Source organism: Pseudomonas sp. G7(2022), from assembly GCF_052660475.1.
In genome coordinates this window covers 5,948,124-5,963,711 of the sequence record NZ_CP109659.1, presented here as the reverse complement: position 1 = coordinate 5,963,711, position 15,588 = coordinate 5,948,124, and the positions used below count along the sequence as shown (strand labels likewise).

Genomic DNA, 15,588 nt, shown 5'->3' with positions numbered 1-15,588 from the left:
ACGGTTGTGCTGAGTGCCGAGCTGAAAGCGTTTTACATGGTGGCCCGGCTGGGCAGCATCACGCTGGCGGCGAAAAAACTCGGCCTCAGCCAACCGACCGTGACCACCCAGATCCGCAATCTGGAAAGTCAGTATTCGGTGGAGCTGTTCTACCGTGGCGGCCGGCGTCTGAGTGTCAGCGAGGAAGGCGCGCGGCTGTTGCCGATGGTCAAGGCGTTGTTGCAGCAGGAAGCCGATATCGAGTTTTTCCTGCGCAACAGCGGTCAGGTGCAGGGCACGCTGCGCATCGCCGCCACCGCGCCGTATTACATCCTCGATCTGGTGAAGACCTTCCGCGAGCACCTGCCGCAGGTGGAAGTGTCAGTGGAAATCGGCAACTCGCAACAAGTGCTCGAAGCGCTGGAGGATTACCGGGTGGATGTCGCGGCGTCGTCGCAATTGCTCGACGATGCGCGGCTGATCCGCCGGGTGCTCGGCAGCGATCCGCTGGTGCTGGCGGTGCATCGCAATCATCCGCTGGCGGTGCACGACCATGTCACGCTGAGCGCGCTGGCCGGGCATACCTTGCTGATGCGTGAATCCGGCTCGACCACCCGGCGTCTCACCGAGGAATTGCTGGCCAGTGTCGGTGTCAGTTTCGGCCCGTTGCTGGAAATCGGCAGCCGCGAGTCGATCCGCGAGGCGGTGCTGCGCAACATCGGCATCAGCATCATTGCCCGTCAGGAAGTGCCGCACGATCCGCAGTTGCGGGTGCTGACCCTGGAGAATGCGCCGCAGATTCCCGAATACCTCTATTGCCTCAAGGAGCGCAAGAATGCTCGCTTGCCGGCGGCGTTTCTGGGGTTGGCGCAGGAAATGTCCCCGGCCTGAGATCTTCAGTGCCTGTTCAGGCCTCATCGCTAGCAGGCTAGCTCCCACATTGGATCTTCAGTGAATACAATGTTGTTAGCACCCGGCTCCCCTGTGGGAGCTAGCCTGCTAGCGATGGCGGCAGCCCGGACAACGGATAACCTCAAATCTGCCAATACCACTATCGGTCGTTTTTGCCTCACTGCCATATGACCGACGCATTACAACTCTAGGATTCGTCTCATCTGCTTGATGAGGCCTGTCCATGAACCCTGCAATCGCAACTGCCCTGACCAACCCCGGCGCACCGATGAAAGTGCGTGGCGTGCAGAAGCGCTTCGGCGCCTTCACTGCGCTGGATAACGTCTCCCTTGATGTTGCAGCCGGTGAGCTGGTGTGCCTGCTCGGCCCGTCGGGTTGCGGCAAGACCACTTTGTTGCGTTGCATCGCCGGTCTGGAAAAGCAGGACAGCGGCGAGTTGTACCTCGGCGAGCGCGATGTTTCCCATCTCGCGCCCCAGGCTCGGGATTACGGCATTCTGTTCCAGTCCTACGCGCTGTTCCCCAATCTGACCGTCGAAGCGAACATTGCCTACGGCCTCGCCGGCAGCGGTCGCGATGAAGTGCGCCGTCGCGTCGGTCAGATGCTGGAACTGGTCGGCCTCACCGGCAGTGAGAAAAAGTACCCGGGCCAGTTGTCCGGTGGCCAGCAGCAACGTGTGGCACTGGCCCGAGCCCTGGCCCCCGCGCCGTCGCTGTTGCTGCTCGACGAACCGATGTCGGCCCTCGACGCTCGGGTCCGCGAGCATCTGTGCACCGAGCTGCGCCAACTGCAACGCAACCTCGGCATCACCACCCTGATGGTCACCCACAATCAGGACGAAGCCATGCTGATGGCCGACCGCATCGCTGTGATGAACAACGGCAAGGTCGAGCAATACGCCACTCCGCAGGAAATCTACAACCGCCCGGCTACGCCGTTCGTGGCCGAGTTTGTCGGCCAGGGCAACTGGCTGCCGTTCCAGCGCAGCAGCGACAGCCACGCCAAGGTCGGCGGGATGAACCTGCGCCTGGCCGACGGCAGCGTCCACAGCCCGTCGGGCCGGCTGTTCTGCCGCCCGGAAGCGATCAACGTCAATCCGTTGGTGCATGAGGAAAACCTGTTCCCGGCCAAGGTCCGCGAGATCACCTTCCTCGGCAACCGCTGCCGCATGAGCTTCGAACTCGATCAATTGCCCGGTCACGCCTTGCTCGCCGAACTGGCGCCGGAAGCCATGCCGCGCCTCGGCGCCCAGCAGATCATGGTCGCCTTGCCGCCGCGCAGCCTGCAGGTGTTTGCCTGATGAACAGCAACCTTGCACTGCCGCTACCGCACAAGCAGGCGCGGCAGGTGTCCGGGGCCGAGGTCGGCGACCGGATCTTCGTCCTCGGCGGCAAACTCCTGCTGCTGGTGCTGCTCGGTGTGGCGGTGCTGTTGCCATTGCTGGCGATCTTCTGGCGCGGTTTCAGCAGCGAAGCCGGGCAGGGCGGTGGCTGGCTCGCCGCAAAGGCGCTGGTGACCAGCGACAATTTCCACTGGTTGCTCGGCAACAGCCTGAAAGTTTCCCTCAGCGTCGCAGCGATCGTCGTACCGCTGGCCTACCTGTTTGCCTACGCCTTGCAGCGCACGTTGATTCCGGCCAAAGGCATCTGGCGCGGGATCTCCCTGCTGCCGCTGATGGCACCTTCGATGCTGCCGGGGATTGCGCTGGTCTATCTGTTCGGCAATCAGGGCATGCTGCGGGGGCTGTTGTCGGACAACATCTACGGTTTTTGGGGGATTGTTCTGGGTGAGGTGATCTACACCTTCCCACACGCCTTGATGATTTTGCTGTCAGCCCTGTCGCTGGCGGATGCGCGACTGTTCGACGCCGCGTCGAGTATGGGCGCCAGCCCTGCGAAAGCTTTTCGCAGTATCACCTGGCCGGCGACCCGTCAGGCCGTCTTCGCCGCGTTCTGCCTGGTGTTCACCCTGACCATCACCGATTTCGGTGTGCCGGTGGTGGTCGGTGGCGACTATCAGGTGCTGGCGCTGGAAGCCTACAAAGCGGTGGTCGGTCAACAGCAGTTCGGTCGCGGCGCCTTGATCGGCATGGTTCTGCTGCTGCCGGCGCTATTCAGTTTCGGCGTCGATGCCTGGTTGCGTCGGCGTCACGGCGACGCCATGAGTGGCCGCGCCCAGGTGTTCAAACCGGCGCCGTCGAAGAAGCGCGATGCCTTTTATCTCAGCGTTGTCCTGCTGATCAGCGCCGCGTTGCTGCTGGTATTCGGCATGGCGGTGTTCTCGTCGCTGGTGAAGTTCTGGCCGTACAACCTGTCGCTGTCACTCAACCACTATCAGTTCAACGAAACTGCCGGCGGTGGTTGGCTGGCCTACGGCAACAGTTTGAAGATGGCGCTGGGAACCGCGTTGATCGGAAGCGTACTGATCTTTACCGGCGCCTACCTGATGGAAAAGACCCGCAGCCAGCGCGGGTTGAATCTGACGTTGCGCATGCTCAGTTTCGTACCGATGGCGGTGCCGGGGCTGGTGCTCGGTCTGGGTTACGTCTTTTTCTTCAACCTCACCGGCAACCCGCTGCACGTGCTGTACGGGACCATGACCCTGCTGATCGTCTGCACCATTGCTCACTATCTGACCACCGCGCAGATGACCGCCACCACCGCGCTGCGTCAGCTCGACGCCGAGTTCGAAGCCGCCGCGCTGTCGCTGAAAGCGCCGCTTTACCGGCATTACCTGCGGGTCACCGTGCCGATCTGCCTGCCGGCGCTGCTGGACATCGTGCGCTACCTGTTCGTCTCGGCCATGACCACCGTGTCCGCCGCGATCTTCCTCTACAGCCCCGACACCATCCTCGCGGCGGTGGCGGTGCTGAACATGGATGACGCCGGCAACGTCGGCGGCGCGGCGGCGATGTCGACCCTGATTCTGTTCACCTCGGCGGGCGTGTCCTTGCTGCTGGCGTGGGCTTCGCGCGGCCTGCTGCGCCGTTCCCAGGCCTGGCGGCAAACGGCGCCCGGCCACTGATCCACGACTAATCCCTAAAGCCTCAACTCACCGACAGGAAAACGATCATGTTCAAGCCTATGGCCCTGGCCGCTGCTGTGCTCGCGACTTTCAGCCTGAATGCCTTCGCGGCAAAAACCGAGTTGACGGTGTACACCGCCCTCGAAGCCGAACAGCTTAAGAGCTATAAGGAAGCCTTCGAAAAGGCCAACCCGGACTTCGAGATCAAGTGGGTGCGCGATTCCACCGGGATCATCACCGCCAAACTGCTGGCCGAAAAGGAACGCCCGCAGGCTGACGCAGTGTGGGGCCTGGCGGCGTCGAGCCTGGCGATCCTCGATCAGCAAGGCATGCTGCAAAGCTATGCGCCGAAGGATCTGGGCAAGATCGGCGCGAACTACCGCGACGCCGCCAACCCGCCAGCCTGGGTCGGCATGGACGTCTGGGCCGCGACCATTTGCTTCAACACCGTCGAGGCCGAGAAACAGGGCCTGACCAAACCGGTGAGCTGGCAGGACCTGACCAAGCCTGAGTACAAAGGCAAGATCGTGATGCCGAATCCGGCTTCGTCCGGCACCGGTTTCCTCGACGTCAGCGCCTGGCTGCAAACCTTCGGCGAGAAGCAGGGCTGGGCCTATATGGACGGTCTGCACCAGAACATCGGCCAGTACGTTCACTCCGGTTCCAAGCCTTGCAAACTGGCGGCGGCGGGTGAATTCCCGATCGGGATTTCCTTCGAATACCCGGCTGTTCAGCTCAAGCGCCAGGGCGCGCCGCTGGACATCATCCTGCCGAAGGAAGGCCTGGGCTGGGAGATCGAGGCGACTGCCGTGATCAAAGGCACGCCGCACGAAGAGGCCGCGAAGAAACTGGCCGACTTCTCCGCCAGCGCCCCGGCGATGGACCTGTACAAGCAAAACTTCGCCGTTCTCGCCCAGCCGGGTATCGCCAAGCCGCAGACCGAACTGCCGGCCGACTACGAGCAGCGCCTGATCAAGAACGACTTCGCCTGGGCCTCGAAGAACCGCGACGAGATCCTGACCGAATGGCGCAAGCGCTATGACGGCAAGTCCGAGAAAGTCGCGGCCAAGTAAGATCTTCATCGACTGACAGGGCCTCTTCGCGAGCAAGCCCGCTCCCACATTGGATATCCAGTGAACACAAATTCTGTGCACACCTGATCCACCTGTGGGAGCAGGCTTGCCGGCGATGGCGGTCTCTCATTCAGAGCACCTCTAGATGACACAACACAAAGACTTGTTGATCGTCGGCGCCGGCATCCTGGGCCTGTCCCATGCCTATGCCGCCGCCCGGCGAGGTCTCAAGGTCACGGTTTTCGAACGTACCGCCACGCCACTCGGCGCCTCGGTACGCAACTTCGGCCAGGCCCTGGTCACCGGCCAGCCACCGGGCCCGATGCTCGAACTGGCCAAGGCCAGCCGCGAGATCTGGGGCCAGTGGGCGCAGCTCGCCGGGCTGCAACTCAAGCGCAACGGCTCGTACCTGTTCGCCCGCACCGAGGCGGAAGAACATTTGCTGGAAGCCTTCTGCGCCGGGCGCGCCGTGGAGCATGACTACCGCGTCGAGCTGCTGCGCGGTGCCGAATTGCGCGATCTGTACGGTGGTCAGTTCAGCCATCACCGCGCCGCGTTGCATGGCATGGACGATCAACAGCTGTATTCCCGGGAAGCGATTCCGGCGCTGATCGACTACCTGCGTCGCGAACTCAACGTCGAGTTTCACTTCTCGACGCTGGTGCGCGACGTCGAACCGGGGCGTCTGCACAGCACCGCCGGGATCTTTACCGCCGAGCAGATCATCGTCTGTTCCGGTCACGATTATCAGACCCTGCTGGCCGAGCCGATTGCCGCCCTCGACCCGCAAATCTGCCGCCTGCAAATGCTCCGCGCCCGGCCGCAGATCGACCTGAACCTGCAACACGCCTTGCTCACCGGCCTCAGTTGCGTGCACTACGGCGCCTTCGCCGATCTGCCGGAAGCCGCAGCAGTGCAGGCGCAAATCCTGCGCGAGCAACCGCACTTGCAGGAAAACGGCATTCACCTGCTGATCAGCCCGACGCCGTATGGCGAACTGATCATTGGCGATTCGCACCATTACGGCAGCGATCCGTCGCCGTTCAACGCCGAGCAGGTCGACAACTGGATGCTCGAACTGGCCGAACAGACCCTCGGCTGCAAGGTGCAAGTGGTCGAGCGCTGGCAGGGTGTCTATGGTTCCCAGGGGCCGGGGCCGTTTTCGTTTTTGCGGCCGGCGTCGGGGTTGAATGTGGCGCTGATGCACAGCGGCGTTGGTATGAGCGTCGGCCCGGCCATGGCCGAGCGCAATGTGGCACAGCTTTTTGGAGAGAACTGATGTTGAGTCACGAGCAAGTCATCGCCCGGGTGTTCGGCCTCTATGAGCGTTTCGGCGTCAGCGACTACATCGGCGAACCGGTGTCGCAGATCGAGCACATGTCCCAGGCGGCGCAACTGGCCATCGCCGAAGGCTTCGACGATGAAGTGGTGCTCGCCGCGTTCTTCCATGACATCGGCCATTTGTGTGCCGAAGGCGCAGAGAACATGGGCGGTTACGGCGTGGTCAGCCACGAACGCCTCGGCGCGGACTATTTGCGTGAGGCCGGCTTCGGCGAACGTCTGGCGCGGCTGGTGGAATATCACGTCCAGGCCAAGCGCTATCTGACGCTCAGGGAGGCGGGCTACTACGAGCGCTTGAGCGAAGCCAGCCGCCGCACCCTGGAATATCAGGGCGGGGTGATGACCGAGGCTGAAGCGGATGCGTTCGAGCAGGATCCGTTGTGTGCTGTCAGCCTGCGAATGCGCCAGTGGGATGAGTTGGCCAAAGAAATGGCTGTTCCGGTGATGGATCTTGCGCTGTTGAAGCACAAGGCTTTTACCGTGCTGTCTCGCGAAGCGCGCTGAACCTTCTTACGCCAAACCGGGAAACGGTGCATGGCGCGTGTTGCCCCTTCGGCCCAGACTGGCTCTTTGCCGAAGGAGCGCACGGATGCGTTTTTTGAAAGTGATTGCCCGGGATCGATCGGGCAGCGGCGCAGGGGACAGTGTCCAGCTGCGCTTTCATGACAGTGAACAGGACTGGCGCGAAGCCTCGGCTCGCGAGGTGGCGCAACTACGCAGCTTCACCAGCACCTATCTGAAATGTGCCTGGTTCAACGCGGCCGACGAGGATACGCGACATCTGCGGATCTTCGCTCTGAACCCCGGCAGCGATGGAACGCCGGAATCAGTGAGGCTGCACTTTCACCAGGGCGAAACCATTGCTTACAAGGCCGCCGTCCACGACCTGGATAACGATGGCCGCTTCGAGGTTGTCCTGTGTTCGGACGTCGACAACGACGGGCGCGCCAATCGCACCGATCGCAGTCGGTTGACGGCGCTGGTCAAACAGTTCCTCAAGCTCGGCTGGTTCTAGAGCTCGAGGACCTTGCTCACCAGCTCATCGATCTGTTCCTGACGCTGGGCCTGATTCAGCTTCGGATGCGGGTTGAGCGACGACCATTGCGGATGGGCCCGGGCGATGTTCAGCGCTTCCGGCAACTTGCCCTCACGCCAGGTCTTGTCCTGCGGCGTCGCCACCTGAACGGCGTCCATCGCCGCATGACCACGAACATTCAGCGCTTGTAACAATTGCCGCTGACGCAATGCCAACAGGCGCAGCACGTTGTCGTCGACCGTCAGTTCCCGCTGCCCTTTGATCTTGTCCAGCAGGCGGTTGCCATAGCTGCGGGCGGTTTGCAGGGCGCCGCCGGCAATGGCACCGGCCAGTGCGGCGGCGCCGAGGGTGATGCCGCCGACCAGCAAATCCACGCCCGCACCGGCTGCGGCTCCGGCGGCAATCCCGCCGCCGACCCGCACGCCGAGCTGCTTGAGGGTTTCCGGGTTGAACAGGTCATCGCCCCAGCGTCCGTCGAGCAGCGGCAGATCGCTGGCGGCGGCGTCCTGCGGGCGGAAGGCGTAGAGCTTGAGCAGCGCTTCGACGCAGCGTTGTTCGCGCTGGCGCACGGCTTTGCGCAGTTCGCTGATGGCCTGTTGTTCCTGCTCGGCGTTGCTCGCCACACTGCGTCGGCACGCGGCGCAGTCGATCAGCAATTCGGCAATCAGGCGTGCGGCGCTTTGCTCGCGGGCGAGGCGTTGGGCCTGTTGATCGGCGATCAGGCGTTCAAGTTGTGGGCGGGCATTTTCCAGCAACAGTGCGAGGCTTTCGTACAGCCGCCGCTCCCCGTCTTCGGGCGGGGCGACGCTGTCGAAACGCACCAGCGCGTGCAGGCCGAGGCGCGCCAGGGCTTCACGCCAGTCCGGCTCGCGGTGGTTGGCGCTGCTGACGAAATTCAGCACCGGCAGCAGCGGCTTGCCGCAACTGGCCAGCACTTCCAGTTCATCGCGGTACTTGGCCAGCACCGGTTCGCGGGCGTCGATCACGTACAGGCCGGCATCGGAATCGAGCAGTTGCCGCAGCACCTTGGCTTCCTGTTCGAAACGCTGGCGCGCTTCGCTGCCGTCGAGAAACCGCGCCAACCGTGCCGGGCCGTCGAGGCGTTCGCCGGGGCGTTCCAGACGTTCGAGAAAATCCAGCAGGGCGATGGCGTCTTCCAGACCGGGTGTGTCGTAGAGGTCGAGCAACGCTTCGCCATCCACTGACAACCGCGCACCTTCGACATGTCGGGTGGTGCTCGGTCGATGGGAGACTTCACCGAAGCCGACGTCGCGGGTCAGGGTACGCAACAGCGAAGTCTTGCCGACGTTGGTGTGGCCGACCACCGCCAGTTTCAGCGGTGCTTTCCAGGCATCAGTCATGTCCGTGCTCCAGCCAGTTCAACGGGGCGCAATCGGCGAACGGCAGTTGCAGCTGTTGCAATGCGACGTGCCAGTCACCGAGGCGTTCGGCGTCCAGCGCTTGTCCTGGCGGTGCCTGCAACAGCCAGACCCGGGTCGCGGCGGCATTGCGTGCCAGCTCGGCGATCAGCGCCAGGCTGCCGCGATCCGGCGAACGTCGTGGGTCGCAGGCAATCGCGAGGCGCGCCGGGGGGAAACGGCTGAGTTGTTCGAGCAGTTTGTTGCGCGATTCACGGCTGTCGAGGATGCCGGCGTTGCTGACGTTTTTCGGCAACGCCGGTGGCCATGGGTGTTGATCGTCCAGTTCGATTGCCACCAGAAGCGCGCCATCGCTGGCGTGTTCGCCGACGGTGCTTTCGACGCGGTGCAATTGCGCAGGCTCGGGGTCGGTGATGCCGAGGCGTTCGCTGGTCGGCATCAGGCGTTCGCGCAACTGGGCGTAACCGGGCAGGTTCAGGTCCAGACGCAATGCGGCCTTGCCGCTGTTCCAGCGCCAGAAGCAAAACAGCGCCAACAGCAGGCGCGGCAGCACGCCGTACACCACCAGCACGCCGGCCAGCCAGGTCGCCCAGGCCTGACGGGCGCTTTCGATGTTCAGCGCGGTGTCGCCGCTGGCGCGGATCATGTCCACGGTCGGCACGTTGAAGCCCAGCAGCGCCGGCAAGGCGCCGAGGGCCTGGGTCATGTTGATGAACGTGTCGGCACTGAGAATCGTGGTTTCCCAGACGAAGCCGTAGCGCCGGGTCGCCATCAGCGTCAGCAGCAAAACCAGCGCGCTGACCATCGCCAGCAACCACAAACCGTTGACCAGCGAGCCGAGCGCCCAGCGATTGAGTTTCTGGCGTTGCAGCATCAACAACAGGGCCGGCGCCAGTTGCGCAGCCTTGGCGTCGCGGGCGAGTTTTTCACTGAGCCACAGCCACAAGCGGCCAAGGGTGGCGCCATGTTCGCCAGCGAAGATCAGCCCCAGCGCCCAGCTCAACAGCAGAATCAGATTCAGCCCGAGCAGACTGCCCAGGGCCCAGAACACATTGACCGGCGTCTGGCCCAGTGCGGCGAAGGCCAGGCCGGCGCCGCTCAGAACCGCGAAGATCGCCAGCAACACCAGCGCCAGACGCGCGCCTTGCAGCCAGTGCTTGAGCGCAGAGGTCAGGCCGTCGCGCTCGGCCAGCCACAGGGCGCGGCGTTGAATGCGTCCCGGCAGATCGCCGCCGGCCGCGCGGGCCAGGCGATTGGCTTCCTGATCGTCCAGCGGGCCTGCGTGTTCTTCGCGCAGGCGCACGGTTTCGGTGAGCCAGAGGTTTTGCAGTGAAGTCAGTTCAGTCACGCGGCATCCCGTTGCTTGATTGAGCCGTGAGCATAACCGCTGTGGCGCTTATCGGGGTAAGGGCGGCTCTGGTATCCTCGCCGGCATGACTAAATCACTCCCCCTCAGCCTGATTGCAGCCCTCGGTGAAAACCGTGTGATCGGCGTCGACAACAGCATGCCCTGGCACCTGCCGGGGGACTTCAAATACTTCAAGGCCACGACGCTTGGCAAGCCGATCATCATGGGCCGCAAGACCTGGGATTCGCTGGGTCGTCCGTTGCCGGGTCGCTTGAACATCGTGGTCAGCCGTCAGGCCGGTCTGGTGCTGGAAGGGGCGGAAGTCTATCCGTCGCTGGAAGCGGCCGTGGTTCGCGCCGAAGCGTGGGCGAAAGAGCAGGGCGTCGATGAGTTGATGCTGATTGGCGGGGCGCAGTTGTATGCGCAGGGGATGGAGCAGGCGGATCGCTTGTATCTGACCCGTGTGGCATTGAGCCCGGAAGGGGATGCGTGGTTTCCGGAATTCGATCTGAGCCAGTGGAAGCTGGTGTCGAACGTGCCGAATCCGGCTGAAGGCGACAAACCGGCTTACAACTTCGAAGTCTGGGAAAAAGCCTAAGAGCATCGCTGGCAGGCCAGCTCCCACATTGGAATGCATATCCCTGTGGGAGCGAGCCTGCTCGCGATAGCGGTCTGTCAGACGCTACTCAAGCCTGAGCAAGCTCCGCATGCTCATCCGCTTCCAGCAGTGCCTTGTCGGTCTGCTGCATCGCCTGGCTGGTAATCGCGCCAGCGGTGATCGAACCGCTCACGTTCAGTGCCGTACGACCCATGTCGATCAGCGGCTCGACCGAAATCAGCAACGCCACCAGCGAAACCGGCAAGCCCATGGCTGGCAGCACGATCAGCGCGGCGAAGGTCGCGCCGCCGCCCACGCCCGCCACACCGGCGGAACTCAAGGTCACAATCGCCACCAGCGTCGCAATCCACAGCGGATCCAGCGGGTTGATGCCCACGGTGGGCGCAACCATCACCGCCAGCATCGCCGGGTACAGACCGGCGCAGCCGTTCTGGCCGATGGTCGCGCCGAACGAAGCGGCGAAGCTTGCAACCGATTGTGGAATGCCCAGACGCCGGGTCTGCGCTTCGATGCTCAGCGGAATGCTCGCGGCGCTGGAGCGGCTGGTGAACGCGAAGGTCAGCACCGGCCAGATCTTGCGGAAGAAACGCAGCGGGTTGATCCCGGCCGCCGAGACCAGCAGACCGTGTACCACGAACATCAGGCCCAGACCGAGGTACGACACCACCACGAAGCTGCCGAGCTTGATGATGTCCTGCAGGTTGGAACCGGCCACCACTTTGGTCATCAGTGCCAGCACGCCGTAAGGCGTCAGCTTCATCACCAGACGCACCAGACGCATCACCCAGGCTTGCAGGGTGTCGATGGCGTTGATCACTTTCTGACCTTTCTCGGCGTCATCCTTGAGCAGTTGCAGCGCGGCAACCCCCATGAACGCAGCGAAGATCACCACGCTGATGATCGAGGTCGGCTTGGCCCGCGCCAGGTCGGCGAACGGGTTCTGCGGGATGAACGACAGCAGCAGCTGCGGCACATTCAGGTCGGCGACCTTGCCGGCGTAGTCGGTCTGGATGGTTTGCAGACGGGCCATTTCCTGGGTGCCGGCGACCAGGCCTTCGGCGGTCAGGCCGAACAGGTTGGTCAGGCCGATGCCGATCAGTGCCGCAATCGCCGTGGTGAACAGCAGCGTGCCGATGGTCAGGAAGCTGATCTTGCCCAGCGACGAAGCGTTGTGCAGACGGGCCACGGCGCTGAGGATCGAGGCGAATACCAGCGGAATCACGATCATTTGCAGCAGTTGCACATAACCGTTGCCGACCAGATCAAACCAGCCGATCGAGGCTTTCAGCACCGGGTTGCCCGCGCCGTAAATCGTGTGCAGCGCGACGCCGAATGCCACGCCCAGCACCAGCGCGAGCAGAACTTTTTTCGCCAGGCTCCACGTGGTGTGACGGGTTTGCGCCAGACCGAAGAGCAAGGCAAGGAACACCAGCAAGTTGAGAATCAGGGGCAGATTCATGAGGACTCCAGAAAAGACTGTGCCAACAACCTTCCGGGGCTGTTGCGAACCGGCAAGCCTAACAGCTTGATTTCCAATGATTTAATACCGAAATAAAAGGTCGTCCGTCGTTTTTGGAATAAGCGGGTGTCGTTCTCGGGGATGCAGTTGGCGCAAAAGGGACGTGGACAGTCGCTGACAGACGGTAACTGTCACACTGATTTGTTAGCGTCGATCTCTTTCAATCGGGGAGAAACGCAGAATGAAGTTCGCACCTAAATTGCTGGCTGCCGCACTCTGCTTCGGCCTTGTTGGCCAAGCGTTCGCCACTGACCTCAAGCACTGGCCGGCCGATCAGGCCAAGGCCCTGGACGCGATGATTGCGGCCAACGCCAACAAGGGTAACTACGCGGTGTTCGACATGGACAACACCAGTTACCGCTACGACCTGGAAGAGTCGCTGCTGCCGTTCATGGAAAACAAGGGCCTGATCACCCGTGACAAGCTCGACCCGTCGCTGAAACTGATGCCGTTCAAGGACACGGCCGACCACAAGGAAAGCCTGTTCAGCTACTACTATCGCCTCTGCGAAGTTGACGACATGGTCTGCTACCCATGGGTGGCGCAGGTGTTCTCCGGTTTCACCCTCAAGGAACTCAAAGGCTACGTCGACGAACTGATGGCGTCGGGCAAGCCGGTGCCGGCGACCTATTACGAAGGCGATGTGGTGAAGAACATCGACGTGCAGCCGCCGAAAGTCTTCACCGGTCAGGCTGAGCTGTACAACAAACTGATGGAGAACGGCATTGAGGTCTACGTGATGACCGCCGCCTCCGAAGAACTGGTGCGGATGGTCGCGGCCGATCCGAAGTACGGCTATAACGTCAAACCGCAGAACGTTATCGGTGTGACCACCTTGCTGAAGAACCGCGAGACCGGTGAACTGACCACCGCACGCAAGCAGATCGCCGCCGGCAAGTATGACGAGAAGGCCAACCTCGGCCTGGAACTGACGCCATACCTCTGGACCCCGGCGACCTGGATGGCCGGCAAGCACGCGGCGATCCTGACCTACATCGACGAATGGAAAAAACCGGTGCTGGTGGGTGGCGACACGCCGACCAGCGACGGCTACATGCTGTTCCACGATGTGGACGTGGCCAAGGGTGGGATTCACCTGTGGGTCAACCGCAAGGACAAGTATATGGCCCAGCTCAACGGCATGATGGCCAAGCATGCCGCGGCCCAGGCAAAAGAAGGTTTGCCGGTGACGGCGGACAAGAACTGGGTGATCGTCAAACCTGAAGAAATCCAGTAAACCTGCATAGATCCAATGTGGGAGCGGGCTTGCTCCCACAGTTTTGATCTGCAGTGACATTGGGATTTCGGTCAGGCAAAAAAATGCCCCGCACTTGGCGGGGCATTTTTGTTTCTGCGAGTTGACGCTTACAGCCCGTCGAGCATCGCCTTGTTGCGCACGGCACCCTTGTCGGCGCTGGTCGCCAGCAGGGCGTAGGCCTTGAGGGCGGTGGTCACTTTGCGTGGACGCTGTTCGACCGGTTTCCAGCCTTTCTTGTCCTGCTCGACCCGGCGAGCCGCCAGTTCTTCGTCGCTGATCAGCAGGTTGATCGAGCGGTTCGGAATGTCGATCAGCACCTTGTCGCCGTCCTGTACCAGGCCGATCGCGCCACCCGCCGCAGCCTCTGGCGAAGCGTGGCCGATGGACAGGCCGGAGGTGCCGCCGGAGAAACGGCCATCGGTCAGCAGGGCGCAGGCTTTGCCCAGGCCCTTGGATTTCAGGTACGAGGTCGGGTAGAGCATTTCCTGCATGCCCGGGCCGCCTTTCGGGCCTTCGTAGCGAATGATGACGATGTCGCCTTCCTTCACTTCGTCGGCGAGGATGCCGCGCACGGCGCTGTCCTGGCTTTCGAAAATCTTCGCGTTGCCTTCGAACACGTGGATCGATTCGTCGACGCCGGCGGTTTTCACCACGCAGCCGTCCAGGGCGATGTTGCCGTACAGCACGGCCAGGCCGCCTTCTTTCGAATAGGCGTGTTCGACGCTGCGGATGCAACCGTTTTCACGGTCGTCGTCCAGGGTTTCCCAGCGGGTCGACTGGCTGAACGCGGTCTGGGTCGGGATACCGGCAGGACCTGCCTTGAAGAAGTGATGCACGGCTTCATCGTTGGTCTGGGTGATGTCCCACTTGGCGATGGCTTCTTCCATGCTGCGGCTGTGCACGGTCGGCAGGTCGGTGTGCAGCAGGCCGCCACGGGCCAGCGAACCGAGAATGCTGAAGATGCCGCCGGCGCGGTGCACGTCTTCCATGTGGTACTTCTGGATGTTCGGCGCGACCTTGCACAGTTGCGGCACCTTGCGCGACAGACGATCAATGTCGCGCAGGTCGAAGTCGATCTCGGCTTCCTGGGCGGCGGCCAGCAAGTGCAGGATGGTGTTGGTCGAACCGCCCATGGCGATATCGAGCATCATCGCGTTCTCGAACGCCTTGAAGTTGGCGATGTTGCGCGGCAGGACCGACTCGTCGTTCTCGCCGTAGTAGCGCTTGCACAGTTCGACGATGGTACGGCCGGCCTGCAGGAACAGCTGTTCGCGGTCGCTGTGGGTGGCCAGGGTCGAACCGTTGCCCGGCAACGCGAGGCCCAGGGCTTCGGTCAGGCAGTTCATCGAGTTGGCGGTGAACATGCCGGAGCACGAACCGCAGGTCGGGCAGGCGCTGCGCTCGTACTCGGCAACCTTCTCGTCAGAAGCGCTGGAGTCGGCGGCGATGACCATGGCATCGACGAGGTCGAGACCGTGGCTGGCCAGTTTGGTCTTGCCAGCTTCCATCGGGCCGCCGGAAACGAAGATCACCGGAATGTTCAGGCGCAGGGCGGCCATCAGCATGCCCGGGGTGATCTTGTCGCAGTTGGAGATGCAGACGATGGCGTCGGCGCAGTGGGCGTTGACCATGTACTCGACGGAGTCGGCAATGATCTCGCGGCTCGGCAGCGAATAGAGCATGCCGTCGTGGCCCATGGCGATGCCGTCGTCCACGGCGATGGTGTTGAATTCTTTTGCCACGCCACCGGCGCGTTCGATCTCACGGGCAACCAGCTGGCCCAAGTCCTTCAGGTGGACGTGGCCCGGTACGAACTGGGTGAAGGAGTTGGCAATGGCGATGATCGGCTTCTTGAAGTCGTCATCTTTCATCCCGGTGGCGCGCCACAGTGCGCGGGCGCCGGCCATGTTGCGGCCGTGGGTGGATGTTTTCGAGCGGTAATCTGGCATGGAGCACTCCGGGCGGCTAAATCAGGTATCAAAAGGGAGTGAGCTTCTATTGACGTCTGGAACACTCAGAAATGGCCGTGTGTCCTGAAGTTGCCGATGACGTTGCGGGATCGCCGCTGGTCTCAGCCTGAGCTCATAAACCCGCCGGGGA

At 62.6% G+C, this 15,588-nt stretch carries 13 protein-coding genes; 9 read left to right on the top strand and 4 right to left on the bottom strand.

Going from position 1 to position 15,588, the window contains the following annotated elements; translation table 11 throughout:
• The first annotated feature begins 6 nt into the window (after positions 1-6).
• The 7 genes from NE357_RS27375 to NE357_RS27345 all read left to right on the top strand — a co-directional run bounded on the left by NE357_RS27375 (position 7) and on the right by NE357_RS27345 (position 7,344).
• Positions 7-870, top strand: a complete 864-nt coding sequence (locus NE357_RS27375) for a LysR family transcriptional regulator (protein WP_169432337.1) — start codon at positions 7-9, stop codon at positions 868-870.
• 244 nt (positions 871-1,114) lie between these two features.
• Positions 1,115-2,191 carry a putative 2-aminoethylphosphonate ABC transporter ATP-binding protein gene (locus tag NE357_RS27370; protein WP_007953451.1) on the top strand — a complete coding sequence of 359 codons (1,077 nt, stop codon included), beginning with the start codon at positions 1,115-1,117 and terminating at the stop codon, positions 2,189-2,191.
• A complete protein-coding gene (locus tag NE357_RS27365) occupies positions 2,191-3,915 on the top strand; it encodes a putative 2-aminoethylphosphonate ABC transporter permease subunit (RefSeq protein ID WP_169432336.1) in 1,725 nt (574 codons plus the stop codon). Before NE357_RS27370 ends, NE357_RS27365 begins: the two co-directional genes overlap by 1 nt.
• Positions 3,916-3,962: 47 nt before the next feature.
• Positions 3,963-4,988 (top strand): putative 2-aminoethylphosphonate ABC transporter substrate-binding protein, encoded by a 1,026-nt coding sequence (locus NE357_RS27360; protein ID WP_169432335.1) that lies wholly within the window; start codon positions 3,963-3,965, stop codon positions 4,986-4,988.
• Between the two features lie 145 nt (positions 4,989-5,133).
• A complete protein-coding gene (locus tag NE357_RS27355; RefSeq protein ID WP_169432334.1) occupies positions 5,134-6,267 on the top strand; it encodes a TIGR03364 family FAD-dependent oxidoreductase in 1,134 nt (377 codons plus the stop codon).
• Positions 6,267-6,833, top strand: a complete 567-nt coding sequence (locus tag NE357_RS27350; protein WP_169432333.1) for a phosphonate degradation HD-domain oxygenase — start codon at positions 6,267-6,269, stop codon at positions 6,831-6,833. Before NE357_RS27355 ends, NE357_RS27350 begins: the two co-directional genes overlap by 1 nt.
• 85 nt (positions 6,834-6,918) lie before the next feature.
• Positions 6,919-7,344, top strand: coding sequence for a hypothetical protein (locus NE357_RS27345; protein ID WP_169432332.1), 426 nt, complete (start codon positions 6,919-6,921; stop codon positions 7,342-7,344).
• Here NE357_RS27345 and NE357_RS27340 read toward each other — a convergent pair.
• Both NE357_RS27340 and NE357_RS27335 read right to left on the bottom strand, forming a co-directional pair.
• Positions 7,341-8,726, bottom strand: a complete 1,386-nt coding sequence (locus tag NE357_RS27340) for a GTPase/DUF3482 domain-containing protein (RefSeq protein WP_169432331.1) — start codon at positions 8,724-8,726, stop codon at positions 7,341-7,343. The two genes, NE357_RS27345 and NE357_RS27340, sit on opposite strands and share 4 nt — an antisense overlap.
• Positions 8,719-10,092 (bottom strand): DUF2868 domain-containing protein, encoded by a 1,374-nt coding sequence (locus NE357_RS27335; protein ID WP_169432330.1) that lies wholly within the window; start codon positions 10,090-10,092, stop codon positions 8,719-8,721. The genes NE357_RS27340 and NE357_RS27335 overlap by 8 nt, the downstream gene beginning before the upstream one ends.
• 85 nt (positions 10,093-10,177) lie before the next feature.
• Between NE357_RS27335 and NE357_RS27330 the strand changes: the two genes are divergently transcribed.
• Positions 10,178-10,690, top strand: coding sequence for a dihydrofolate reductase (locus tag NE357_RS27330; protein WP_169432329.1), 513 nt, complete (start codon positions 10,178-10,180; stop codon positions 10,688-10,690).
• Positions 10,691-10,778: 88 nt separating this feature from the next.
• Here the strand turns inward: NE357_RS27330 and NE357_RS27325 are convergent, their stop codons facing one another.
• Complete coding sequence (locus tag NE357_RS27325) at positions 10,779-12,170, bottom strand: L-cystine transporter (RefSeq protein WP_169432328.1); 1,392 nt, start codon at positions 12,168-12,170, stop codon at positions 10,779-10,781.
• A 241-nt stretch (positions 12,171-12,411) separates the two neighbouring features.
• On the opposite strand from NE357_RS27325, the gene NE357_RS27320 reads away from it, so the two are divergent.
• A complete protein-coding gene (locus tag NE357_RS27320) occupies positions 12,412-13,467 on the top strand; it encodes a haloacid dehalogenase-like hydrolase (protein ID WP_169432327.1) in 1,056 nt (351 codons plus the stop codon).
• Positions 13,468-13,595: 128 nt separating this feature from the next.
• Here the strand turns inward: NE357_RS27320 and ilvD are convergent, their stop codons facing one another.
• Positions 13,596-15,437 carry a dihydroxy-acid dehydratase gene (gene ilvD, locus NE357_RS27315; protein ID WP_169432326.1) on the bottom strand — a complete coding sequence of 614 codons (1,842 nt, stop codon included), beginning with the start codon at positions 15,435-15,437 and terminating at the stop codon, positions 13,596-13,598.
• Positions 15,438-15,588 lie beyond the last annotated feature (151 nt).

Coding starts and splice junctions, on each gene's coding strand:
- NE357_RS27370 (WP_007953451.1), top strand. CDS start 1,115: ATGAACCCTGCAATCGCAACTGCCCTGACCAACCCCGGCGCACCGATG.
- NE357_RS27365 (WP_169432336.1), top strand. CDS start 2,191: ATGAACAGCAACCTTGCACTGCCGCTACCGCACAAGCAGGCGCGGCAG.
- NE357_RS27360 (WP_169432335.1), top strand. CDS start 3,963: ATGTTCAAGCCTATGGCCCTGGCCGCTGCTGTGCTCGCGACTTTCAGC.
- NE357_RS27355 (WP_169432334.1), top strand. CDS start 5,134: ATGACACAACACAAAGACTTGTTGATCGTCGGCGCCGGCATCCTGGGC.
- NE357_RS27350 (WP_169432333.1), top strand. CDS start 6,267: ATGTTGAGTCACGAGCAAGTCATCGCCCGGGTGTTCGGCCTCTATGAG.
- NE357_RS27345 (WP_169432332.1), top strand. CDS start 6,919: ATGCGTTTTTTGAAAGTGATTGCCCGGGATCGATCGGGCAGCGGCGCA.
- NE357_RS27340 (WP_169432331.1), bottom strand. CDS start 8,726: ATGACTGATGCCTGGAAAGCACCGCTGAAACTGGCGGTGGTCGGCCAC.
- NE357_RS27330 (WP_169432329.1), top strand. CDS start 10,178: ATGACTAAATCACTCCCCCTCAGCCTGATTGCAGCCCTCGGTGAAAAC.
- NE357_RS27325 (WP_169432328.1), bottom strand. CDS start 12,170: ATGAATCTGCCCCTGATTCTCAACTTGCTGGTGTTCCTTGCCTTGCTC.
- NE357_RS27320 (WP_169432327.1), top strand. CDS start 12,412: ATGAAGTTCGCACCTAAATTGCTGGCTGCCGCACTCTGCTTCGGCCTT.
- ilvD (WP_169432326.1), bottom strand. CDS start 15,437: ATGCCAGATTACCGCTCGAAAACATCCACCCACGGCCGCAACATGGCC.